Annotated in this window: 21 protein-coding genes, 1 tRNA gene and 2 pseudogenes; 6 read left to right on the top strand and 18 right to left on the bottom strand. The window is 49.9% G+C overall.

What is annotated here, in order from left to right:
• The first annotated feature begins 87 nt into the window (after positions 1 to 87).
• Both AYY16_RS00500 and AYY16_RS00495 read left to right on the top strand, forming a co-directional pair.
• Positions 88 to 669 (top strand): peptidoglycan recognition protein family protein, encoded by a 582-nt coding sequence (locus AYY16_RS00500; protein ID WP_082970533.1) that lies wholly within the window; start codon positions 88 to 90, stop codon positions 667 to 669.
• 21 nt (positions 670 to 690) lie between these two features.
• The gene (locus tag AYY16_RS00495) at positions 691 to 1,101 is read left to right on the top strand and encodes a hypothetical protein (protein WP_150384798.1); all 411 of its coding nucleotides are present in this window, start codon (positions 691 to 693) and stop codon (positions 1,099 to 1,101) included.
• A gap of 218 nt (positions 1,102 to 1,319) precedes the next feature.
• On the opposite strand, the gene AYY16_RS00490 is transcribed toward AYY16_RS00495, so the two are convergent.
• The 7 genes and pseudogenes from AYY16_RS00490 to xerD all read right to left on the bottom strand — a co-directional run bounded on the left by AYY16_RS00490 (position 1,320) and on the right by xerD (position 7,624).
• Positions 1,320 to 1,393 (bottom strand) — tRNA-Gly (locus tag AYY16_RS00490).
• A gap of 107 nt (positions 1,394 to 1,500) precedes the next feature.
• Entirely contained in the window at positions 1,501 to 3,018 is a 1,518-nt protein-coding gene (lysS, locus tag AYY16_RS00485) for a lysine--tRNA ligase (protein WP_067360644.1), read from the bottom strand.
• A gap of 9 nt (positions 3,019 to 3,027) precedes the next feature.
• Positions 3,028 to 4,126 (bottom strand): peptide chain release factor 2 gene (gene prfB, locus AYY16_RS00480; protein ID WP_150384799.1). Its coding sequence is split into 2 segments (ribosomal slippage): positions 3,028 to 4,050 and positions 4,052 to 4,126, totalling 1,098 coding nucleotides; the frame shifts between segments, so codons are not numbered across the junction.
• A gap of 104 nt (positions 4,127 to 4,230) precedes the next feature.
• On the bottom strand, positions 4,231 to 5,964 hold the full coding sequence (recJ, locus tag AYY16_RS00475) for a single-stranded-DNA-specific exonuclease RecJ (protein ID WP_067360638.1): 1,734 nt from the start codon (positions 5,962 to 5,964) through the stop codon (positions 4,231 to 4,233).
• A 26-nt stretch (positions 5,965 to 5,990) separates the two neighbouring features.
• Positions 5,991 to 6,464, bottom strand: coding sequence for a bifunctional protein-disulfide isomerase/oxidoreductase DsbC (gene dsbC / locus AYY16_RS00470; protein WP_235846175.1), 474 nt, complete (start codon positions 6,462 to 6,464; stop codon positions 5,991 to 5,993).
• 27 nt (positions 6,465 to 6,491) lie between these two features.
• Positions 6,492 to 6,591, bottom strand: a pseudogene (locus tag AYY16_RS21595) (disulfide isomerase DsbC N-terminal domain-containing protein); the annotation flags it as partial.
• Between the two features lie 118 nt (positions 6,592 to 6,709).
• Positions 6,710 to 7,624 (bottom strand): site-specific tyrosine recombinase XerD, encoded by a 915-nt coding sequence (gene xerD / locus AYY16_RS00465; RefSeq protein WP_067360635.1) that lies wholly within the window; start codon positions 7,622 to 7,624, stop codon positions 6,710 to 6,712.
• A 135-nt stretch (positions 7,625 to 7,759) separates the two neighbouring features.
• On the opposite strand from xerD, the pseudogene fldB reads away from it, so the two are divergent.
• Positions 7,760 to 8,279: pseudogene (gene fldB / locus AYY16_RS00460) on the top strand (flavodoxin FldB).
• A gap of 66 nt (positions 8,280 to 8,345) precedes the next feature.
• Here fldB and AYY16_RS00455 read toward each other — a convergent pair.
• Positions 8,346 to 8,753 carry a protein YgfX gene (locus AYY16_RS00455; RefSeq protein WP_067360629.1) on the bottom strand — a complete coding sequence of 136 codons (408 nt, stop codon included), beginning with the start codon at positions 8,751 to 8,753 and terminating at the stop codon, positions 8,346 to 8,348.
• 313 nt (positions 8,754 to 9,066) lie between these two features.
• Entirely contained in the window at positions 9,067 to 9,351 is a 285-nt protein-coding gene (sdhE, locus tag AYY16_RS00450; protein ID WP_067364497.1) for an FAD assembly factor SdhE, read from the bottom strand.
• 331 nt (positions 9,352 to 9,682) lie between these two features.
• On the opposite strand from sdhE, the gene ygfZ reads away from it, so the two are divergent.
• Both ygfZ and AYY16_RS00440 read left to right on the top strand, forming a co-directional pair.
• Positions 9,683 to 10,666, top strand: coding sequence for a tRNA-modifying protein YgfZ (gene ygfZ / locus AYY16_RS00445; RefSeq protein WP_067360626.1), 984 nt, complete (start codon positions 9,683 to 9,685; stop codon positions 10,664 to 10,666).
• A 141-nt stretch (positions 10,667 to 10,807) separates the two neighbouring features.
• A complete protein-coding gene (locus tag AYY16_RS00440; RefSeq protein WP_067364494.1) occupies positions 10,808 to 11,422 on the top strand; it encodes an HD domain-containing protein in 615 nt (204 codons plus the stop codon).
• A 120-nt stretch (positions 11,423 to 11,542) separates the two neighbouring features.
• On the opposite strand, the gene AYY16_RS20575 is transcribed toward AYY16_RS00440, so the two are convergent.
• The 9 genes from AYY16_RS20575 to AYY16_RS00400 all read right to left on the bottom strand — a co-directional run bounded on the left by AYY16_RS20575 (position 11,543) and on the right by AYY16_RS00400 (position 21,799).
• Positions 11,543 to 12,052: a hypothetical protein gene (locus AYY16_RS20575; protein WP_208020712.1), complete on the bottom strand. Its 510-nt coding sequence runs from the start codon at positions 12,050 to 12,052 to the stop codon at positions 11,543 to 11,545.
• 43 nt (positions 12,053 to 12,095) lie between these two features.
• Positions 12,096 to 12,338: a DUF6933 domain-containing protein gene (locus AYY16_RS20570; RefSeq protein ID WP_208020711.1), complete on the bottom strand. Its 243-nt coding sequence runs from the start codon at positions 12,336 to 12,338 to the stop codon at positions 12,096 to 12,098.
• A gap of 144 nt (positions 12,339 to 12,482) precedes the next feature.
• Entirely contained in the window at positions 12,483 to 15,359 is a 2,877-nt protein-coding gene (gene gcvP, locus AYY16_RS00430; protein WP_067360618.1) for an aminomethyl-transferring glycine dehydrogenase, read from the bottom strand.
• 85 nt (positions 15,360 to 15,444) lie between these two features.
• The gene (gene gcvH / locus AYY16_RS00425) at positions 15,445 to 15,840 is read right to left on the bottom strand and encodes a glycine cleavage system protein GcvH (RefSeq protein WP_067360614.1); all 396 of its coding nucleotides are present in this window, start codon (positions 15,838 to 15,840) and stop codon (positions 15,445 to 15,447) included.
• A complete protein-coding gene (gene gcvT / locus AYY16_RS00420; RefSeq protein WP_067360611.1) occupies positions 15,840 to 16,961 on the bottom strand; it encodes a glycine cleavage system aminomethyltransferase GcvT in 1,122 nt (373 codons plus the stop codon). The genes gcvH and gcvT overlap by 1 nt, the downstream gene beginning before the upstream one ends.
• Before the next feature lie 305 nt (positions 16,962 to 17,266).
• On the bottom strand, positions 17,267 to 18,502 hold the full coding sequence (gene ubiI, locus AYY16_RS00415; protein ID WP_067360608.1) for an FAD-dependent 2-octaprenylphenol hydroxylase: 1,236 nt from the start codon (positions 18,500 to 18,502) through the stop codon (positions 17,267 to 17,269).
• 9 nt (positions 18,503 to 18,511) lie between these two features.
• Positions 18,512 to 19,708 (bottom strand): 2-octaprenyl-6-methoxyphenyl hydroxylase, encoded by a 1,197-nt coding sequence (gene ubiH, locus AYY16_RS00410; protein ID WP_067360606.1) that lies wholly within the window; start codon positions 19,706 to 19,708, stop codon positions 18,512 to 18,514.
• A 3-nt stretch (positions 19,709 to 19,711) separates the two neighbouring features.
• Positions 19,712 to 21,031: a Xaa-Pro aminopeptidase gene (pepP, locus tag AYY16_RS00405; RefSeq protein WP_067360603.1), complete on the bottom strand. Its 1,320-nt coding sequence runs from the start codon at positions 21,029 to 21,031 to the stop codon at positions 19,712 to 19,714.
• Positions 21,032 to 21,217: 186 nt separating this feature from the next.
• The gene (locus AYY16_RS00400; RefSeq protein WP_067360600.1) at positions 21,218 to 21,799 is read right to left on the bottom strand and encodes a YecA/YgfB family protein; all 582 of its coding nucleotides are present in this window, start codon (positions 21,797 to 21,799) and stop codon (positions 21,218 to 21,220) included.
• Between the two features lie 151 nt (positions 21,800 to 21,950).
• Here AYY16_RS00400 and zapA point away from each other — a divergent pair, with 151 nt between their 5' ends.
• Positions 21,951 to 22,280 (top strand): cell division protein ZapA, encoded by a 330-nt coding sequence (gene zapA / locus AYY16_RS00395; RefSeq protein WP_067360597.1) that lies wholly within the window; start codon positions 21,951 to 21,953, stop codon positions 22,278 to 22,280.
• Positions 22,281 to 22,294 lie beyond the last annotated feature (14 nt).

The following is a 22,294-nucleotide window of genomic DNA, read 5'->3' as shown; positions in this document are numbered from 1 at the left end:
AAGGCTTTATTACGTAACCACCCTATAGTTGCTGATATGGCGATATGATATAAGTTAGTAAGGTGCTTTACTATAGGATGGTTATATATGCTGTATATAGATGATAATGGAATCGTAAAATCAAATCGTATAAAAACCAAGATATTTAGCCATATTGAACGAGGAAGAATGGATAAGGTGAACGGCATTGTTGTTCACCAAACCAATACTCCCGCGGAGACTCATGTTTTTAACAGTTATAGTCACGCTGGTAGTAATGGCGCTCATTTTTTAATAGATAAAGATGGTGTTATTTATCAAACTGCCTCTTTGTTTAAGGTAACATGGCATGTAGGAAAAATGAAATCACGCTGTTTGATTGAAAAAAAATGTGAGCCTTCAGAGTTAACAAAAATGGCCAACCTTGAATTAAAAGGAAAAACCAAGGAAATTTCTGATATAGAAAAAATCAGACCATTTCCAGATCGTTATCCGGGTAACATTGATAGTATTGGTATCGAAATAGTCGGTAAAGCATACGGTATTAAAGGAAAAACTGTAGAAGAATATGAGAATATTAATCCAAAACAAAATGCATCCCTTAGATGGCTTGTGTCTGAATTAATAGATTCTATGGATATTTCAGCATCTGAGGTGTACAGACATCCTGACGTTGGCAGAAAAAAATGAAACCGAAGCGAGCACCGCATCATGGTAAAGAAGAAATACATTTTAATATTTTTAATAGCTATAATACCTAATTTATTGAATGCTATGGCTGTGAAAAATATAGAAATTAAAAACACTGGTATTACGGTTACTAAAGCTCCCGGCGAAGGTGAAATAAGTGCCTGTAAAAAGTTCAAACCGAATAAAAACCAACTTATAGAATTTTTTAAATCATCTGAAGTATCGAAAGAAAATAAATGGTTGCATGAATATTATTCTTCATGTGTATCAACCGGAAATGTTGAATTCAAAAATGGCGTGTCCGGAGAGTGGGTTCTGCAATCCAGTGGTCTTGGTATGGTCATCCTGGATAATGACGATTCAATTTATTTTTTCCAAAAAGATAATTCGTGGGAAGATCCGATGGCAGGTACTTACGGATTAGATAATTAATCTAATTTTGATAATTAATGTTAGCTATTTACATAATCTATTACGAAACCGGAGCCTGAAATAGTAGATACCATTACGCTGACAGAACCGGGAGTGTGATTGAACCAATGTTTCAGCCCTGATAAGGGTGACACAGTAGGTTACAGTCCGCTACTGAAAGAAGGCTTTATGCCATGTCCCTAAAGGATTCAATAAGATGGGTGCTGAAGAAGGAAATCTGGAGCGGGCGAAGGGAATCGAACCCTCGTATAGAGCTTGGGAAGCTCTCGTTCTACCATTGAACTACGCCCGCTTGGGATGAAAGGATTATACGCTGGTTATCTTGTATATCAAGAGGATAGTTAAAAAAAAGCCTCACAAATTTGTGAGGCTTGGTTTCTTTTAAAATAAAATACGATTTTATTTACCCGGGCGCATTGCCGGGAACAGGATGACATCGCGGATAGTGTGGCTGTTGGTAAACAGCATCACCATACGGTCGATCCCGATACCCAGACCCGCTGTCGGCGGCAGACCGTGCTCCAGCGCAACAACGTAGTCTTCGTCGTAGAACATCGCTTCATCATCACCGGCGTCTTTCTGACGAACCTGTTCAGCAAAGCGTTCTGCCTGGTCTTCTGCATCATTAAGTTCAGAGAAACCATTACCGATTTCACGACCGCCGATAAAGAACTCAAAACGGTCCGTTACAAACGGATTATCGTCATTGCGGCGCGCCAGAGGTGACACTTCTGCCGGATATTCAATAATGAATGTCGGCTGGATCAGATGGCTTTCTGCCACTTCCTCAAAGATTTCACACTGTACGCGACCCAGACCCCAGGATTTCTCTACTTTAATACGCAGAGACTCAGCAATCGCAACGGCTTTATCCATATCGTCCAGGTCTGCCACATTGGTTTCCGGACGGTATTTGCAAATGGCTTCTTTCATTGTGAGTTTGTCGAACGGCTTACCGAAATCAAATTCCTGCTCGCCATATTTCACAACCGGGTTACCGGTGACATCCAGCGCAATGATACGGAACAATTCTTCCGTCAGCACGATGAGGTCTTTATAATCGGCATACGCCATATAAAGTTCCATCATGGTGAATTCAGGATTATGGCGCGGTGACACACCTTCATTACGGAAGTTACGGTTGATTTCAAACACACGTTCAAAACCACCGACAACCAGACGCTTGAGATACAGTTCCGGCGCAACGCGCAGGTACATATCGATATCCAGCGCATTGTGATGCGTGACAAACGGACGCGCGGTTGCCCCGCCCGGGATAACCTGCATCATTGGCGTTTCAACTTCCATAAAGCCTTTGTTCACCATAAATTTGCGGATTTCCGCCATAATGCGTGAACGGACAGCGAAAGTATGACGGGAGTCATCATTGGCGATGAGATCCAGATAACGCTGGCGATAGCGGGTTTCCTGGTCATTCAGACCGTGGAATTTATCCGGTAACGGGCGCAGTGCTTTGGTCAGCAGGCGCACTTCGGTACAGTGAACCGTCAGTTCACCGGTTTTAGTTTTAAACAGTTTACCGCGAGCTGCCAGGATATCGCCCAAATCCCATTTTTTAAAGGACTCGTTATAAATGCCTTCCGCCAGGTCGTCACGGGAAACGTAGATCTGAATACGACCCGCAGTGTCCTGTAATGTGGCAAAAGAGGCTTTACCCATGATGCGGCGGGTCATCATACGACCGGCAATCGCGACTTCAATGTTCAGTGCTTCCAGCTCTTCCGCTGTTTTCTCACCATATTTTTCATGCAGCTCACCAGAGACGGCATCACGGCGGAAATCGTTCGGAAACGCAACAGATTCTTTTTCACGCAACTGCGCTAATTTCTCACGGCGTACTTTTAATTCGTTATTTAAATCAGGTGCCTGCTCAGCAGGTTGTTGATCGTGTGACATTTTTAATCCTTATAAACCTGCTTTTAAGCTGGCCTCAATAAATTTATCCAGATCACCATCTAATACCGCCTGGGTATTACGGGTTTCAATGCCGGTGCGGAGATCTTTAATGCGTGCATCATCAAGAACGTAGGAGCGAATCTGACTGCCCCAGCCGATATCTGATTTATTATCTTCCATTTCTTGTTTATCAGCGTTTTTCTTCTGCATTTCATATTCATAAAGTTTTGCTTTCATTTGTTTGAAAGCCTGATCTTTATTTTTATGCTGCGAACGGTCGTTCTGGCACTGAGTGACAAGTCCGGTCGGAATATGCGTGATGCGCACAGCGGATTCTGTTTTGTTTACGTGCTGACCACCGGCACCGGAGGCGCGGTAGACGTCAATACGGATATCAGCCGGATTGATTTCGATATCAATTTCATCAGCCACATCAGGATAGATAAATGCAGAGCTGAATGAGGTATGACGACGGCCGCCTGAGTCAAACGGACTCTTGCGCACCAGGCGGTGAACCCCGGTTTCAGTCCGCAGCCAGCCGTATGCGTATTCGCCGATAATCTTAATTGTTGCTGATTTCAGACCGGCGACATCGCCGTCAGATTCTTCAATAATTTCCGTTTTGAAACCACGGCTTTCTGCCCAGCGCAGATACATACGCAGCAACATGCTCGCCCAGTCCTGGGCTTCTGTGCCGCCGGAGCCTGCCTGGAGGTCAAGGTAGCAGTCCGCACTGTCATATTCACCGGAAAACATCCGGCGGAATTCCAGCTTCGCCAGCTTCTCTTCCAGCCCGCGCAGCTCTTCAATCGTTTCGTTAAAGGTTTCTTCATCGTCAGCTTCAACGGCGAGTTCCAGCAGTCCGCTGACATCTTCAAGCCCTTGATCCAACACATCAATGGTCTCTACGATAGCGTCCAGTGAGGCGCGCTCTTTACCGAGTGCCTGCGCACGTTCCGGCTCGTTCCAGACATCGGGCTGTTCCAGCTCGGCGTTAACTTCTTCTAAGCGCTCTTTCTTGGCATCGTAGTCAAAGATACCCCCGAAGTACCGAAGTACGTTCAGTCAAATCCTGGATCTGATTTTTTACCGGGTTAATTTCAAACATGTCTTTTATCTTTTTGTTGATTATCGGCTAATAATGTGAGAGCTGGACATTGTAACGAATATCCGCCCATCATGACAGCACCGGGAGCCGCTTTCAGACTAAAATTAATCCGGCCAGATATGCTCAATTAATAACTGCGCGCTGCGCTGTCCGCGAAACTCATTCACATCCAGTTTATAAGCCAGCCTGACCCGCTGTACACTGTTATCAGGCCAGTAATTCACATCGACATTAAAGGCAATACCGTCCAGCAGCGGACCACCGCCTTCCGGCTCCACCATTACTTTCAGGTGTTTTTCACCGACAATGCGCTGTTGCAGCAGGCGAAAGTATCCGTCAAACAACGGTTCAGGGAAGCCCTGCCCCCACGGACCACCTTCCCGCAGCAGCCCGGCGGTTTCCAGTGTCATTTCCTGTGTATCCAGTGCGCCGTCACTCCAGATAACCCCCTGAAGCTGTGCGGGATCCACCATTTCGCTGACCAGCGCGGCAAACTTTTCCTGAAAATCAGGAAAACAGGTTTCCGGCAGCGACAAACCGGCCGCCATCGCGTGTCCGCCGAACGCGGGGATCATTCCCGGATTCAGCGTGTCCAGCCGCTCCAGTGCATCGCGCAGATGCAATCCCTGTACTGAGCGCCCGGAGCCTTTGAGCATCCCGTCACCGCAGGGTGCAAAGGCAATCACCGGGCGGTGATAACGCTCTTTAATGCGTGATGCCAGAATGCCGACCACGCCCTGATGCCATTCAGGATGATACAGCGCAATACCGGATGGCATCTGCGTTGTGCTGCGTTCGATTTTATCAAATAAGACCTGCGCTTCCTGCTGCATCCCCTGCTCAATCTCACGCCGGGTCTGGTTCAGCGCATCAAGTTCATGCGCCACCATACGCGCCTGAGCCATATCGTCTGTCAGCAGTAATGCCACGCCGACAGACATATCATCCAGTCGTCCGGCCGCATTCAGGCGCGGTCCCAGCGCAAAGCCGAGGTCACTTGCCACCAGCGCAGGAGCATTTCGTTTGGCTATCTCCAGCAGTGCGGTGATACCCGCGCAACAGCGCCCGGCACGGATACGGTTCAGCCCCTGATGCACAAGAATGCGGTTATTCTGATCCAATCCCACCACATCCGCCACCGTACCCAGCGCCACAAGATCCAGCAACTCAGCCAGATTCGGCTCAGTGATCCCCTGCTCCGCAAACCAATTATCGGTACGCAGTGACGCGCGCAGCGCAGACATCAGGTAAAACGCCACGCCGACACCCGCCAGCGATTTGGACGGAAACTCACAGTCAGCCAGGTTCGGGTTAATGATGGCTTCCGCCGGCGGCAGAGTCTCGCCCGGCAGGTGATGGTCAGTCACAATGACGCGAATTCCCGCAGCATGCGCGGCACTAACGCCATCATGGGAAGAGATACCGTTATCGACGGTCATAATGAGTTCCGCCCCTTTTTTGCGGGCTTCCTCCACAACCTGCGGGCTGAGCCCGTACCCGTCTTCAAACCGGTTCGGCACCAGAAAATCAATACGGCGAAATCCCATCAGGCGCAGGGCGCGGACAGAGAGCGCGGTGCTTGTCGCGCCATCTGCATCAAAATCGCCGACAATAACAATATGCAGGTTCTGATGCAGCGCCTCTTTCAGCAGTGCAACGCCCTGTTCAATTCCGTTCAGTTGCCGGTAATTCAGCAACCCGCGGGCGCCGCGATCTAACTGCTCAGGAGAGGATATTCCGCGCGCCGCATACAGGCGGCACAGCAGCGGAGAACGTTCAGGCGCTGACAATGCAGAGCCGTCCGCCACATCGCGGCGGCGGAGTTCAGTTTTAATCATAACAACCTAATTATATTGATGATATTTCATTTACTTGCTACTACTTCAGCCAGTTTATCCGCAGATAAATAGCCGGCAATAAGCGTACCATCTTCAAGCACAATGGCCGGTGTGCCGGTGATCCCAAATTTAAGACCCAGATTATAGTGTTTGCTGATATCAATATTACATTTTTCAATCGGCGCAATAGGCTCATTTTTAAAGGCACCGTTCAACGCTTTGGTTTTAAAGCCGTTACACCAGACAGACTGCATCTCTTTTCCGACAACCGAACCCGGCCCTTTGCGCGGAAACGCCAGATAACGGACAGTAATGCCTTTATTATTCAGTTCATTGTTTTCATTATGCAATTTAAGGCAATACGGACAAGTCAGATCGGTAAATACCGTAATGATATACTTTTCATGGGGAGACTTATAAATGATCATTTCATTTTTCAGGCTGTTCAGTTCATCCACTAATACCTGATTTGTTATGTTTTTCGGTGTTTTTCCGCTCATATCAAACATAGGTCCCTGCACCAGATAGCGACCGTCATCACTGATATAAAAAAATGCCCTGTGACGTGCTCACCACAGCAACACCGGTAACCGGCGAAGGTTGGATCTGCTGCACTGTTATGTCCATTTTGGCAAAGGCGGCTTTAATCTCACTTTCCCCGGCAAGTGCGCTCTGATTGACCACCAGCAGAAAAGCCAGCACGGATAATAATTTTTTCATCATAATACTGTTCCGTTATTCCTTATCAGCCCCGCGGGTGGTGCTGTTGATGCAGTGTGCGTAACCGTTCGGTTGCCACATGAGTATAAATTTGTGTGGTGGATAAATCACTGTGTCCCAGCAACATCTGTACCACGCGCAAATCTGCGCCGTGATTAAGCAGATGTGTGGCAAATGCATGGCGCAGAACATGGGGAGATAATTTTTCAGTCGCGATCCCCGCGACAACCGCATAGCGTTTGATCCGGTGCCAGAATGTCTGGCGGGTCATCTGCCGCCCGAGTTTACTCGGGAAAAGCACGTCCTGCGTCTGTCCGTTTAATAACGCCGGACGCGCCTGTGCCAGATACACCTCGACCCAGTAAACAGCTTCTTCACCCATCGGCACCAACCGTTCTTTATTGCCTTTACCGATAACGCGGATAACGCCCTGACGCAGGCTGATATCCGGCAGCGAAAGCGATACCAGCTCCGTGACACGCAAACCGCATGCATACAATACTTCCAGCATCGCTTTATCACGCAGTTCAATCGGATCAGACAGATTCGGTGCGCTGAGCAGGTCATCCACCTGGCTTTCACTTAAATCTTTCGGCAACCGCGCCGGTAATTTCGGGGCAGCAAGCTGAATGGTCGGGTCATCCGGGCGCAGCTTTTCCCGGTAGCAGTACTGGAAAAAGCGTCGCAGGGAACTCAGCAGCCGGGCAGAACTGGTTGCTTTATAGCCGCCGTCCATCCGGACGGCGAGAAATGCCTGTAAATCCATTGTGGTCAGCGATAACCAGTCCAGATTTTGTGGCGCAAGCCAGTCCGCCAGTGCCTGAAGATCCAGGCGGTAAGCTGCCAGAGTATTTTCTGATAAATTCTGTTCGAGCCAGATAGTATCAAGAAACAACTCTGTCAGTGCATCACTTTCTCTGTGTTGTCCGGCGTCGTTCACGACCGCCCTCCCGTTTGAATTACCCGTGTCAGAACTCACTTATCTTCTGTTACAATACCTTAATATTGCCGTGAAAGCAGCGCCGGTGACAGGCATGCTCTCATTCTCTGACCTGACATACAGCAGAATAAATAAATGAAAATTGGTCTTTTTTTATGGCTCCAGTACCTGCTACACCGAAATGGCGGCAGAAAAAATCCGCGATATTTTAGGTGAAGATCTTGTTGAACTCCATGATGTGAAAGACGCCGCGCCCGGGCTGATGGAAACCTATCCGGTACTGATCTTAGGTATTCCGACATGGGATTTCGGGGAGATTCAGGAGGACTGGCTGGCTATCTGGGAAAGCCTGCCGCAGCTTAATCTTTCCGGTAAAATTGTTGCCCTGTACGGCATGGGTGACCAGGTGGATTACAGTGACTGGTTCCTGGATGCTCTGGGCTATCTGCATCAGCAATTACTGGCAACCGGCGTACAGTTTGTCGGTTACTGGCCGGTTGACGGCTATACCTTTACCAGCCCGAAGGCGCTCACGCCGGATGGAAAGCACTTTGTCGGCCTGGCACTGGATGATGTCAATCAATATGACGAAAGCGAAGAGCGCATTGCAACCTGGTGTATGCAGGTGCTGGAAGAAACAGAAGCCCTGTTGTAAACCACCACGTGTGTAAATGGCACTAATCTGTAAATAGCATTCATTAAAGCGGTAACCGGCGTCAGTTTAAATATCAGGATATTGCGGGAGCAGCTGATTAAGACTGTGCCATGCCTCTTTCGGCAGGCTGTCAGAGGCAATCCAGAGGTGTTTTTGCCGTTTTGAGGCCAGTGAGCGCAACAGCAGGCGGATACCAAACCGGGTAATATAGGGGGGTTTAATTATCTCCCACTCATTTTTACGCCACAGGATCCGGTTTTGATTATACAGGCTGACAGACCCTGTCCGCTTACTGATTTTATGTTGCGTCCGTCCCCATCCGGCAATAATCAGCAGGATAACCGGCAGCCATATAAACGAGGTTTCAGCCGGCCACGGTGCAAATAAAAGCCCCATCGCAAGCGCACCATAAATCAGTGTAGAGTAAACCTGTGTCTTAAATGAGACGCGTAATACTGATTTCCACAAAATCACCGATCAGGCTCCTTCCGTCATCATCAAAAACAGCAGCGCAATTCGCCGCACGGTTAATTATATACAACGATATCGTTACCTGACACACAAAGGCAATATAAGCCATGCAGCGTACAGACCCAACGTCATTCAGGGCAGTTTGAATGAATAAGGGTATAAATACTAAATAATAACTGTGACCAGTTATTACCCTGCGATTGCTATCCGTACAACGATTGTATGCAACAGTACCGTGCAGCAGTTCTGTGCAGCCGTTCTGTGAAAAGACAGTGACCCGGTTATCCGGGTCATACCACAGAGACAACTCCGGCGGTCAGTCGGGATAATATGCCGCAGTCTGTGCAGCCATTCGTGCCTGATTGCGTTCCTGAATCAGCCTGATTATCTCATAAAGCGCATCATCATCCGGTCGGCCTTTATTCATCAGCCAGTTAAACAAGTCCGGATCAGGACTTGTAAGTAACTGTACAAAATTCCGCTTTTGTTCATCCGTCAGTGTATCGTATTCATGCTGAAAAAACGGCATAACCGCAATATCCAGTTCCCGCATGCCGCGACGGCAGGCCCAGTGGATGCGGGGTTTATTTTCAATATCCAGCACCTGAATATCCTTTTATGTTATTGAAGATGGTATATCGGTACCAACACAGCCTATCAAGCCCTGAGTATAAAGAAAATCGTCTGCCGCACACACCGGTAAAAAATACAGTATATCCGGAAAAATAATGTCATTTTCTCTGCCCGGTTTCATGTTTTCTCCGCACCGGTCGCAGCACACAGTTGCAGCGCACAAAGGGGCAATATATTTCCTTGCAATGTCTGTTATCTCTTTTACCATATACCCAACGTCATTCAGGATGCAGCCAACAAACCTGCAGTTTGAATGAATAAGGGTATAATTATTATTGTTCTCCGGACAGGTAACACACATGAATTCAGAAACGACTGTAATGCTCCCTCAGTTGAGTGATGCACTTCCCCTGACACTGATGGCCCTGAATGACCTTGCACTGGTCACTATCACAGGCCCGGACAGTCAGAAATATCTTCAGGGTCAGGTCACGGCGGATATTGATGCCCTGACCGACAGTCAGCATGTGCTCTGCGCCCATTGTGATGCAAAAGGCAAAATGTGGAGTGACCTGCGTTTGTTTCATTACAAAGACGGGTATGCTTATCTTATCCGCCGGAGTGCGCTGGATACCCAGCTTGCCGAGCTGAAAAAATACGCGGTATTTTCCAAAGTAACGATTGCCGCTGATGAAACCGTTACCTTAACCGGGCTTGCCGGTGCCGGTGCGGCTGATGCACTGCGTGCGCATGTGGCGCAGTTGCCGGATGCGGACACGCAGGTGGTAAACAGCGAAGATTGCACCGTGCTTTATCTGCCACTGCCGCAGGCGCGTTTTGTGCTGATCCACACACAAACACAGGCAGATGCACTCTCTGCTGTACTTTCCCTGCCGCGTATCACCGGTGAGCAATGGCTGAGCCTGGATATTGAAGCCGGTTATGCGGTTATTGATCCTGCGAATATTGATCAGTTTATTCCGCAGGCAACCAATTTACAGTCCTTACCGGGCGGGATCTGCTTTAAAAAAGGGTGCTATACCGGGCAGGAAATGGTCGCCCGCGCCAAATTCCGCGGAGCCAATAAACGCGCCATGTACACTCTGATTGGCGAAAGCAGCCATGTGCCGCAGCCCGGAAACGATGCTGAGTGGCAGTTAGGTGAAAACTGGCGGCGGACAGGAACCGTGCTGGCGGCAGTCCGTTTGCAGGATGCGCGCGTACTGGTGCAGATTGTTATGAATAATGATATGGAAGCAGACAGCGTTTTCCGTATCCGGGAAGATGAAGATAGCCGCCTGGCGCTTTTCCCGCTGCCGTACTCCTTTAACGAAGAAGCCTGATTTTCCGTTACCCGCGCATTAACGGTGCCGTAAAACGCGCTGTTAATGCGCTTGTATTTTGTATGATTTACACCCAACGTCATTCAGGATGCAGCCAACGAACCTGCAGTTTGAATGAATAAGGGTATATCTGAGGTTGTTATGTCATCAGCAGTTTCCGCACCAGTCACACCGCAGGTTATTCCGTTTTCACAATTAATCACCTTTGTCATGGAGCTGGATAAGCTCAAAAGTATTTACCGCAAAACCCGGTTACTGAATAACGAGCGTCAGGAAAATTCAGCCGAACACAGCTGGCATTTCGCTATGATGGCAATGGCATTTGCCCCTTATGTGCAGGATGCAGATATGCTGCGGATCCTGAAAATGGCGTTATTGCATGATGTGGTGGAGATTGATGCCGGTGATGTGCTGGTGTTTGATTTAGCGGCACGCGAAGCCATTGCGGAACAGGAAGTCGCGGCAGCGCATCGTATTTTCGGCTTATTGCCACAGCCGCAGGCAGATGAATTTCTGGCGCTGTGGAATGAGTATGATGCCGGAGAAACCCGTGAATCACGCATTGCAAATATGCTGGATCGCGTGATGCCGGTACTGATGAATCTGCATAATGAAGGTCAGAGCTGGGTGGAACATAATATTTCCCTGGCGCAGGTGATTGACCGGACACAGTTTATCGCTGATGTACATCCGCAATTCTGGGACTGGCTGCGCCCTGAGCTGGACGCGGCACAGGAGAAAGGCTGGCTGAAGTAATCCGGTAATTCAGCATCCGGCGTTCAATATACCCGTCATACTTCAGGATGCCGGGTATATTGAGTGCACTCCGAATCATTTAGAGTAGCGCCGGATATTTATACAATAAAAAACAGTAAATTATCGCTTATTTCGCTCTGCGCGTGCTTTTGCCAGATCAATCACATTGTCAGGAAGCAGCTCATCGTGATGTTTATCATGACTTACGTTACAGCTTTCCTCATGACTTTCTTCGTCACTTTCTTCATGGCTCAATGGTCGTCTGCGTAACGCATCAAAACTGCGGAGTATGACTGCTTCATCGCTGTTACCCCGTCCGCTGTAGCGCGTAAACCACCGGGTAAACATGGCTTCATCAGGGAAAAAATAGTCTTTACTCTGTCTGACTGAACGGATTGTACTGTTTACCCATTCATCAAATAATGCACCCTCTGCGTAATTATCCGGAAAGCTCCCGACATCATTTACGGACTCTTCAAATTGCCATGCCACATCATTGATGTGATTTTGTACACTGCGATCTCCCCGCAGGCAAAAACAGACATCGCGGTGATATTCATCAAACCCGGCGAATATCTGCCTGAAATCACTTTCATCGCATAACGCAAATTCCTCTGCGAAAAACAGCATATTATTAAACAGCCGCTCCGTGAACAGAGTGAGAAATGTGCTCTTATCCGCTTTTTTTTAAATCGCAGAACACCATCGCGTAACGGGTATGGATGTGCATTGCAATCAAGACATGTTTGCGCCTGACTTTAATTGCATGTACCAGCCACTGGCTGACCGGCTGTGTCTCCGTGCCGGAATCGTCCACCGTGTCTGTTTGCGGTGCCTGCAGCGGAGAATGCTGTTTGCCGTGCCGGGTAACCGTAAAAAACTCTACGGCCGCTTTGGTGCAGTTGAAGACCAGCATGATAAATTCCTTTATTAACAGGCTGCTTTTAAACAAAAAATCCGGAAACAATGTACATTTCCGGATTTTTTGTTACAGCCTTGCAGCAATAACAGGAGAGTTTACACTATTTTGCGACTCTCATCGCTCCCGCTATCCTGTCGGTCACTCATAATCACTCATCGGTGCACAGGAGCACTGAAGATGACGGTCACCATAAGTATCGTCCAGGCGTTTAACTGTCGGCCAGTATTTATTTTCACGGGTTGCCTGAGTCGGGAACACCGCTGTTTCACGGCTGTACGGATGCGCCCAAACCTCTGCCAGTTCAGTCTGAACATGTGGTGCATTGACCAGCGGGTTATCATCCGCTGTCCATTCACCACTGCCGACCCGCTCCATTTCACTGCGAATTCCCAGCATCGCATCAATAAAGCGATCCAGTTCAGCCTGACTTTCTGATTCAGTCGGCTCCACCATCAGGGTTCCTGCAACGGGGAAGGACATGGTTGGTGCATGGAAACCATAGTCAATCAGTCGCTTGGCAATATCCATTTCTGTTATGCCGAACTTCGCTTTCAGCGGACGGATATCCAGGATGCATTCATGCGCCACATAACCATTACGCCCTGCATATAACACATCATAAGCAGATTTCAGCCGTGCGGCGATATAGTTGGCATTAAGAATAGCCACCTGACTTGCCTGACGCAGACCCTGCGCGCCCATCATACGGATATACATCCAGCTTATCGGTAAAATTGAGGCGCTGCCGAACGGGGCCGCTGATACCGCACCCTGTGACGTCAGCAGTTCTGAAGCCACAATGGTGTGTCCCGGCACAAACGGTGCAAGGTGTTTTTTCACCCCGATAGGTCCCATACCCGGACCACCGCCGCCGTGCGGAATGCTGAATGTTTTGTGCAGGTTAAGATGAGAAACATCCGCGCCGATAAAGCCCGGTGTGGTGATCCCGACCTGAGCATTCATGTTTGCGCCATCAAGGTAAACCTGTCCGCCGAATTCATGAATAATCTCACACACCTCGCGCACACCCTCTTCGTACACGCCGTGAGTGGACGGATAGGTAATCATGACACAGGAGAGCTTTTCACTGTACTGCTCTGCTTTTGCACGCAAATCAGCCAGGTCAATGTTGCCGTCTTCATCACAGCCCACCACGATCACGTCCATGCCCGCCATATTGGCAGACGCCGGATTGGTGCCGTGCGCCGAGCTTGGTATCAGACAAATAGTGCGATGCCCTTCGCCTTTGCTCTCCTGGTAACGGCGGATAGTCACCAGACCCGCGTATTCGCCCTGCGCGCCGGAGTTCGGCTGCATACACATGGCATCATATCCGGTCAGCAGAACCAGCCAGCGGGAGAGCTGTTCAATCATCACATAATAGCCCTGCGCCTGCTCCGGCGGGCAGAACGGGTGCATGTTACCGAATTCGGGCCAGGTGATCGGGATCATCTCCGCTGCCGCATTCAGTTTCATGGTACAGGAGCCGAGCGGGATCATTGCCTGATCCAGCGCCAGGTCTTTTCGTGCCAGACTGTGCAGATAGCGCATCATGTCTGTTTCGCTGTGATAGCGGTGGAAGTTCGGATGAACCAGAATCTTACCTTCACGGCACATTGCCGCAGGAATAGATCCGGACACGCCTGCAACCTGTGCATCCAGCGCATCAATATCTAATACCGGTTCATGTCCGGTCAGTACCGCATACAGATTTTCCAGACATTCACGCTGTGTGGTTTCACTCAGCGTAACCCCGACAGCATTATGGAGATCGGTGCGCAGGTTAATCCGCGCGGCTTTTGCCCGCGCCAGCACCGCCGGTTTATCTTTTACTTCAATGGTCAGGGTATCAAACCAGGTGGTATTGCGCAGATGCAGACCGGCGTCGGTTACGGCTTTCGCCAGAATGTCTGTCAGACGGTGGATGCGGGTGGCAATCTGCTTCAGACCTTCCGGCCCGTGATACACCGCGTACATCCCGGCAATATTGGCGAGCAGAACCTGGGAAGTACAGATGTTGGAGTTGGCTTTTTCGCGGCGGATATGCTGCTCGCGGGTTTGCAGCGCCAGACGCAGCGCCCGGTTTCCGGCGGCATCAATGGACACCCCGATAAGTCGTCCCGGCATTGCGCGTTTATATTCATCACGGCAGGCAAAGAAAGCCGCATGCGGACCACCGTAGCCCATCGGCACACCAAAGCGCTGGGCGGAGCCGAATACAATATCCGCACCCTGTTTACCCGGCGCTTCCAGCAGCACCAGCGCCATAATATCAGCCGCCACGCTGGTTATTACCTGGCGCTGATGTAATTGCGCCAGTAATTCACGGTAGTCATGAATTTGCCCGGTCGTACCGGTTTGTTGCAGCAATACGCCAAAAATATCATCATAATCAAGCGCTTTCTCAGCACTGTCGATGGTCAGTTCAAACCCGAAATAGGTGGCACGGGTGCGGATCACATCCAGTGTTTGCGGATGGACATCATCTGCAATAAAGAAGCGGTTGGCATTTTTCTTTTTGCTGATGCGTTTTGCCATTGCCATTGCTTCCGCAGCGGCAGTGGCTTCGTCCAGCAGTGAGGCAGAAGCCAGCTCCAGCCCGGCTAAATCAATCGTCACCTGCTGAAAATTCAGCAGTGCTTCCAGGCGGCCCTGGGAGATTTCCGGCTGATACGGCGTGTACGCCGTGTACCAACCCGGATTTTCCAGCAGATTACGCTGAATGACCGCAGGCAGAATAGTCGGTGAATATCCCTGCCCGATATAAGAGGTAAACTGCTGATTCAGACCGGCAATGGTTTTCAGTTCAGTCAGCGCATCTTGTTCTGTCGCGCCGTCACCCACTGCGGGCGGGATCTCAAGCTGAATATCGCGGGGCACAATTTTGTGCATAAGGTCGTCAAGTGACACGGCACCGACAGTGGTCAGCATGTTTTGTTGTTGTTCAGGGGATGCACCGATGTGACGGCGGATAAACTCCCCCTGGTTTTCAAGCTGGGTTAATGTTTGAGTCATTGTTCTCCGGTTCCTGAAGTTACTTAATCGATAAAATCCCGAAAAAAAACCCTGTTATGCAAGCAGAACAGGGTTTTGGTATTCGTTAGTCGTCTTCTTCTTCCAGCAATTGCGCGTAATTTTCCGCATCCATCAGACCTTCAAACTCGTCCGGATCAGAAGCTTTGACGCGGATTATCCACCCGCCTTCATAAGGCTCACTGTTAACCTGCTCGGGTTGATCTTCCAGCGTGTCATTGACGGCCAGAACGATACCGGAGAGCGGTGCAAACAGGTCAGAAACCGCTTTTACCGACTCAACAGAGCCGAATGCATCACCAAATACTATCTCATCACCAACTGCCGGTAATTCAACATACACAACATCACCCAGCAATTCCTGAGCCTGGTCAGTGATCCCGACAACATATTCATCGCCACCCTCGTGACGAACCCACTCATGCTCTTCTGTATATTTCAGATTTTTAGGTACATTACTCATCACCAACCGCTCCTGTTATTCAGTTTCAGACTAATTTTTTTTCCGTTACGGACAAACCCCGGTTTCACAACCTCAACAGGCACTTCGCGATTACGCACCTGAACGACGGCGGTGGTACCAATTCCCTGCGGAACGCGCGCAAGGGCGATACTGAACCCTAATGTCGGCGAAAACGTTCCGCTGGTGATTATTCCGCTTTGCTGCTTACCAAGATCATCCGTAAAACGAACTTCCATCTCACCGCGCAGTACGCCTTTTTCCCGCATCACCAGACCGACCAGTTTCTGCGTTCCGTCACGGCGGGCTTTTTCCAGCGCCTCACGACCAATAAATTTGCGATCTTCCGGCAGCCAGGCAATCGTCCAGCCCATATTCGCTGCCAGCGGATTAACGGTTTCATCCATTTCCTGGCTGTAGAGGTTCATGCCGGCTTCCAGGCGTAATGTATCCCGCGCGCCTAATCCCGCCGGTTTCACGCCTGCTGCCAGTAATTTTTGCCAGAGGCTGACAACCTGCTCTGCGGGCAGTGCTATTTCATAACCTTCTTCGCCGGTGTAACCGGTGGTGGCAATAAAATAGTCGCCGCTCTGCACGCCATAAAACGGTTTCATCCCGGCAACAGCGGCGTTTTGTTCCGCGTTCAGTATAGTTGCCACTTTGGCTTTCGCCATGGGTCCCTGAACCGCAATCATCGCTAAATCATCGCGGACTGTCATCTCAAGAGCGAAGTTTTTGCGATGCTCATCAATCCACGCCAAATCTTTTTCACGGGTGGCGGAGTTCACCACCAGCCGGTAAAAATCATCCGAAAAATAGTAAACGATAAGATCGTCAATAACCCCGCCGGAGGCATTGAGCATCCCGGTGTAGAGCGCTTTACCTTTTTCGGTGAGTTTTGCCACATCATTGGCGAGAAGATAACGGAGAAACGGCTGACATTGCGGACCGTGAAAGTCAACGATTGTCATGTGGGAAACATCGAACATACCGGCGTCGCTGCGGACAATATGGTGCTCTTCTATCTGGGAGCCGTAGTGCAGCGGCATCATCCAGCCATGAAAATCCACCATTTTTGCCCCGCAGGCAACATGCTCACCGGACAGTGGAGTGTGTTGTGCCATTCTATCCCCTTTCAGTCAGACATAGTGCGCAGCCTGTACCGCGCAAACGATACCCTTTTCCTGACGTTATCACCGAATCACAAACGTAACCATAAGGAAAAATTGTGACCGTGTAATCGGGCGGAAAAATATGAGCGCTTAGTATGCAGTTTTTTCATCTGCCATTCTGCGGCTTAATACGCAAAACAGTATTAACGGAAGATAGTTTTGAATTATGCGGCGGGATTGCACTAAAACACCGGACGGATCTGCCGGTTAAATTTTAGTGCATTATGAATAAAACTAATGTGAAAAATAGCCTGAGATTAGATTTTTTCAACTGATACCGTGTCAGATTCGCGCAGCCAGTCCGGCATATCACTCAGACCCCGGGCGTGATGCAACAGCGCCGGTTTTATCCCGGGCAATGTGTCTGCCAGCACTAAACCGACATCGCGTACCAGTTTTTTCAGCGGGTTATTACCCTCAAAAAGTTCACGAAAACCCTGCATACCCGCCAGCATCAGTGCGGCACTCTGTTTGCGGCGGCGTTCAAAACGGCGCAGCCAGAAATAGTTACCGATATCTTTTCCTTCAGCAGTCAGACGGCGGATCTCTCCGATCAGTTCAGCAACATCCATAAAGCCGAGATTCACCCCCTGACCTGCCAGCGGATGAATAGTGTGCGCGGCATCCCCCAACAGCGCCAGACGCGGTGCGGCAAACTGACGGGCATAGCGCGCGGTCAGCGGGATAGCCAGCCGCTCACTGACAACCTCACATAACCCCAGCTGTACATCAAACGCTGCTGCCAGTTTGTGATTAAACTCAGCATCAGTCAGATCCAGGCAGTGCTGTGCAGAAAGCCCGGGCAGTGACCAGACAATCGAGCAATGATGTGCGTCCGGCAGCGGCAGAAAGGCCAGAATGCCGTCGCCGTGGAACATCTGCCGCGCGATATTTTCATGCGGTAATTCAGTGCGGATAGTCGCGACCAGCGCGTGATGTTCATAATCCCAAAAAGAGATCGGAATATCCGCATGCTGACGCAACCACGAATTAGCACCATCAGCACCTGCAACCAGCCGCGTACTGAGCATTTCATCATTTTCCAGCGTGATAAAGGCATCATTTTCACCCCACGCCACCTGACGGATCTGCGTGCCGGTCAGCAATGTGATATCCGGCAGTTTCTGTGCGTGTTCCCAGAGCGTATTGCGGATAATATCATTTTCAATGATGTGACCAAGATGCCCGCAGTGAGCCTCCTGCGCACTGAATGCAATGCGCCCGAAGCTGTTATTATCCCGTACTTCCATACCCTGATAGGGTGCTGTACGTTTTGCCAGAATATCCTGCCAGACACCAAGGCGTCCCAGTAAGCGCTCACTGGCGCTGTTAATGGCAGAAACCCGGACAGAAAACGGTGACTGCGGGTCAAACCGGGTATCCGGCGCCTGTTTTTCAATAACGGCAATCCGCAGCCCGCTGCCCTGCAATCCGCAGGCCAGTGCCAGACCAACCATGCCGCCACCGGCAATAACCACATCATACGACTGCATTGTTTATCCTTATTTTGTGGTGGGGTGAACGGAATTTTGTGTCCGGCCAAGAGTCTGTTGTGCCAGCCGGTTGCGCAGAAACGGCAGCATTTCCATTGCCATCAGACCCAGGTTCCGCCCTGCTGCCAGCGGAAAGCAACGGTTGGAAAACAGACGGACAAGACCATCTGTTAAGGTCATGGTCGTCTGGCGATCGGCTTCACGCGCTGCCTGATATTGCATCAGCACGCGGTACTGACCAATATCTTCCTGTGATAAGAATGCCTGACTGATAACCTCAGCCAATGCCATCACATCACGCATGCCAAGATTAAAACCCTGTCCGGCAATCGGATGCAGTGTCTGGGAGGCATTTCCCACCAGTGCAAGACGGTGGGAAATCTGTGATTGTGCCGCACTCAGTGTCAGCGGATAGCTGTGCCGGGTGCCGACAGTCAGAATTTCACCCAGTTGCCAGCCGAATGCTTTCTGCAATTCACGGCGGAATGTTTCATCATCCCATCCGCGCACTGTGTCCGCCATGTCTGCATGATGACACCAGACCAGCGAGCTGCGTCCTTGTGTCATCGGCAGCATCGCCAGTGGTCCCTGCGGGGTAAATCGCTCAAACGCACGCCCGGCAGGGTCCAGCTCTGTCATCACATTGGCTATCACCGCCACCTGTTCATACGGCGTATCAGTCCACTGTATGCCGCATTGCTGCGCAACGGCAGAATGACTGCCGTCGGCGGCAATCAGAATGTGTCCGGTCAGTTCCCGGTCGTCATTCAGCCGGACGGTAACCGCATCGGTTGTCCGCGTAATGCTTTTTACGGTATCCGGACAATATAATGTGACATTTTCCGCCTGTGCCAGACGGGCAAACAGCGCCTGTCCCGCATCATGCAATTCAATAACCTGACCCAGGGCATCAATATCATAATCTGCCGCCGCCATATTCACACAGCCGGTATGTCCCTGATCGGACACATGAACCCGGGTGATTGGTGCGGCATAAGGTTTCAGATAAGACCACAGACCGATTTTGTCCAGCCGCTGACAGGTGCCGTGAGCAAGCGCAATCGCCCGGGCATCAAAGCCCGAGTGACTGTCATCCGGTCGTTTTGCTTCCGCGATCGCGACCGGAAGCCTGCCGTGACTGAGGCGGGAAAGTGCCAGTGCCAGTGTCGCACCGGTCATTCCGCCTCCGGCGATAATAACACTCATTAATTATTCAGCCTGTTTTGCTTTCGCCATCAGAGCTTCTATCTCATCAGCCGTTTTCACCACTGTGGCGGTCAGGTTTTCATTACCCTGCTCTGTGATAACAATGTCATCCTCAATACGGATGCCAATCCCGCGGTAGGCTTCCGGCACATCGGCATCCGGCGCGATATACAGCCCCGGCTCGATAGTCAGCACCATACCCGGTTCCAGAATGCGATCCCGGTCTGTGCCGTAATGCCCGACATCATGCACATCCAGCCCTAACCAGTGGCTCAGACTATGCATGAAAAACGCGCGGTACGCTTTGGTTTCGATCAAGTGCGGTACATCACCAGTTAATAATCCGAGTTTCACCAGCTCTTCGGTCATAATTTCAACCACCCGGTCTGTCACCGCCGCAATAGAGGTGCCCGGACGATAGAGTTCAAGAGACACATCCAGCGTTTTCAGGACGATATCGTAAATTTCGCGCTGCTCTTTTGAGAATTTCCCGCTGACCGGGAAGGTGCGGGTAATATCACCTGCGTATCCTTCAATCTCACATCCGGCATCAATCAGAACCAGATCGCCGTCTTTCATCCGGCTTTCATTTTCGGTGTAATGCAGAATACAGCCGTTTTCGCCGCTGCCGACAATGGTGTTATAAGACGGAAAACGCGCACCATTGCTGACAAATTCGTGTTCAATCTCACCCTGTAACTGATATTCATACATGCCCGGACGACAGATTTTCATTGCTCTGGTGTGAGCAAGTGCGCTGACTTTTCCGGCGCGGCGCATAATATCCAGCTCCGCAGGAGATTTAAACAAACGCATATTGTGAACAACCGGACGCCAGTCAACCAGCGTGGCGGGTGCGCAGAGATTACGACGGCTTCCCTGACGCAGCGTTTCAAGGGCATTAAAGACAATCGTATCCGCATACGCCATCTCACCCTGTGCGAAATAGAGCGTGTCCAGACCATTGAGCAGCTGATACAACTGTTCATTGATATCATCAAACGGCAACGCACGGTCAACCCCCAGTTTCTCAGGGGCGGCATCCTGACCGAGACGACGCCCGAACCAGATTTCGGCAGTCAGGTCACGCACACGGTTGAACAGGACACTGTGATTATGGGTTTCATCACTTTTAATCAGTACCAATACCGCTTCCGGCTCACTGAATCCGGTGAGATACAAAAAGTCACTGTGCTGGCGGTAGGGATATTCACTGTCCGCATTGCGCTGCGCCGGTGGTGCTGCAAAAAAAACCGCCGCACTCGCCGGTACCATTTTTTCCAGCAATGCCTGACGACGTGAGATAAATTCTTGCCTGTTCATATCCGCTCTCCTTGTACTATACCCTTATTCATTCAAACTGCAGGTTCGTTGGTGGCATCCTGAATGACGTTGGGTATACATGATATTCAGCCGTGTAATGTGAGTGTTCAGACTGCCCCGGTTTTCCTGAAACCGGCAGATTATAATTTATCAGCGCAGTCAGACCGGAACATGTGTGAGTAAGACTCAGTGTAATGTGGGTTTCTGCTCCACCGCATCAGCCGTTTGTGCGCTGCGTGGTTTTGCCAGTGAAATATAGCAAAGTTGCACCACTACGCGAATATACTCAATAACTTCTTCCAGCGCCTCAGCCAGCTCTTCCGCATCTTCTGCCTCATCATAGCCGAGCATACCGATTTCACGTAAATCTGTGACTATCTCCTGCACTTCTTTACGCTCACTCAGTTTTGGATCCGCCACACCCAGACCCAATAAAAAGTGATTCACCCAGCCCGCCAGTTCATCTGCACGGGCAAATACACCGGCATCATCATCCGGTAGTAACAGATTGAACTGACATTCGGTGTCATCCAGCAGTTCAAATGTGGTGTTAAACAGAGCGCGTAACGGCTGTGATAAAATTTGAGAGAATGCCATTCCTTCATTCGTCAGGTCATGAACCAGTGCCTGCCAGGTATCATCAGTATTCCCGCCGCACAGTAAGCCCGTGATAAGGCCATGCATTTCCGACGCAGTCATTGCGACGGCCTGCTGGCGTAATAGTTCATCAAGTGTTTTAAAATCAGGCAGTGTTTTATCCGGGGTCATTATTTTGCTCACCAGTCGGGTTTTAGTTCGTGATATGCTACCATCAAGAGGCGCCGCTGTACCAGATTAGGGCTTCAGCCTGCTGGTATATCGTACAAAATCCACGATACACAGGATAAAATATCCTGTAGCAGAACTAAAGGAAGATGTCATGTCTGCACAACCCGTTGATATCCAAATATTCGGGCGTTCCATGCGCGTTAATTGTCCACCGGAACAGAAAGAAGCACTGGTTGCTTCTGCTGCGGAGCTTGAACAACGGCTGCAGGACCTGAAAGTACGCAGTAAAGTGACTAATACCGAGCAGCTCGTTTTTATCGTCGCATTGAACATTTGTCACGAACTGACACAAGAAAAATTGAAAACGCGCGATTATGCCTATAACATGGAACAGAAGATAAAATTGTTACAGCAGACTATCGAGCAGGCACTTCATGATCAAACACGAATCACTGAGCGCCAGGTAACATCTATTGAGTAAATTTGTTTAGAAAT

The organism is Morganella psychrotolerans, from assembly GCF_001676155.1.
Taxonomy (GTDB): Bacteria; Pseudomonadota; Gammaproteobacteria; order Enterobacterales; family Enterobacteriaceae; genus Morganella; species Morganella psychrotolerans.
The sequence above is the reverse complement of the archived record's forward strand: the minus strand, read 5'-3'. Positions and strand labels throughout refer to the sequence as shown.

Coding starts and splice junctions, on each gene's coding strand:
- AYY16_RS20570 (WP_208020711.1), bottom strand. CDS start 12,338: ATGCTGGTCTTCAACTGCACCAAAGCGGCCGTAGAGTTTTTTACGGTT.
- pepP (WP_067360603.1), bottom strand. CDS start 21,031: ATGAACAGGCAAGAATTTATCTCACGTCGTCAGGCATTGCTGGAAAAA.
- zapA (WP_067360597.1), top strand. CDS start 21,951: ATGTCTGCACAACCCGTTGATATCCAAATATTCGGGCGTTCCATGCGC.
- AYY16_RS00440 (WP_067364494.1), top strand. CDS start 10,808: ATGTCATCAGCAGTTTCCGCACCAGTCACACCGCAGGTTATTCCGTTT.
- AYY16_RS20575 (WP_208020712.1), bottom strand. CDS start 12,052: ATGCTGTTTTTCGCAGAGGAATTTGCGTTATGCGATGAAAGTGATTTC.
- dsbC (WP_235846175.1), bottom strand. CDS start 6,464: ATGAGCGGAAAAACACCGAAAAACATAACAAATCAGGTATTAGTGGAT.
- gcvP (WP_067360618.1), bottom strand. CDS start 15,359: ATGACTCAAACATTAACCCAGCTTGAAAACCAGGGGGAGTTTATCCGC.
- recJ (WP_067360638.1), bottom strand. CDS start 5,964: ATGATTAAAACTGAACTCCGCCGCCGCGATGTGGCGGACGGCTCTGCA.
- lysS (WP_067360644.1), bottom strand. CDS start 3,018: ATGTCACACGATCAACAACCTGCTGAGCAGGCACCTGATTTAAATAAC.
- ubiH (WP_067360606.1), bottom strand. CDS start 19,708: ATGAGTGTTATTATCGCCGGAGGCGGAATGACCGGTGCGACACTGGCA.
- AYY16_RS00400 (WP_067360600.1), bottom strand. CDS start 21,799: ATGACCCCGGATAAAACACTGCCTGATTTTAAAACACTTGATGAACTA.
- AYY16_RS00500 (WP_082970533.1), top strand. CDS start 88: ATGCTGTATATAGATGATAATGGAATCGTAAAATCAAATCGTATAAAA.
- ygfZ (WP_067360626.1), top strand. CDS start 9,683: ATGAATTCAGAAACGACTGTAATGCTCCCTCAGTTGAGTGATGCACTT.
- ubiI (WP_067360608.1), bottom strand. CDS start 18,502: ATGCAGTCGTATGATGTGGTTATTGCCGGTGGCGGCATGGTTGGTCTG.
- AYY16_RS00495 (WP_150384798.1), top strand. CDS start 691: ATGGTAAAGAAGAAATACATTTTAATATTTTTAATAGCTATAATACCT.
- gcvH (WP_067360614.1), bottom strand. CDS start 15,840: ATGAGTAATGTACCTAAAAATCTGAAATATACAGAAGAGCATGAGTGG.
- gcvT (WP_067360611.1), bottom strand. CDS start 16,961: ATGGCACAACACACTCCACTGTCCGGTGAGCATGTTGCCTGCGGGGCA.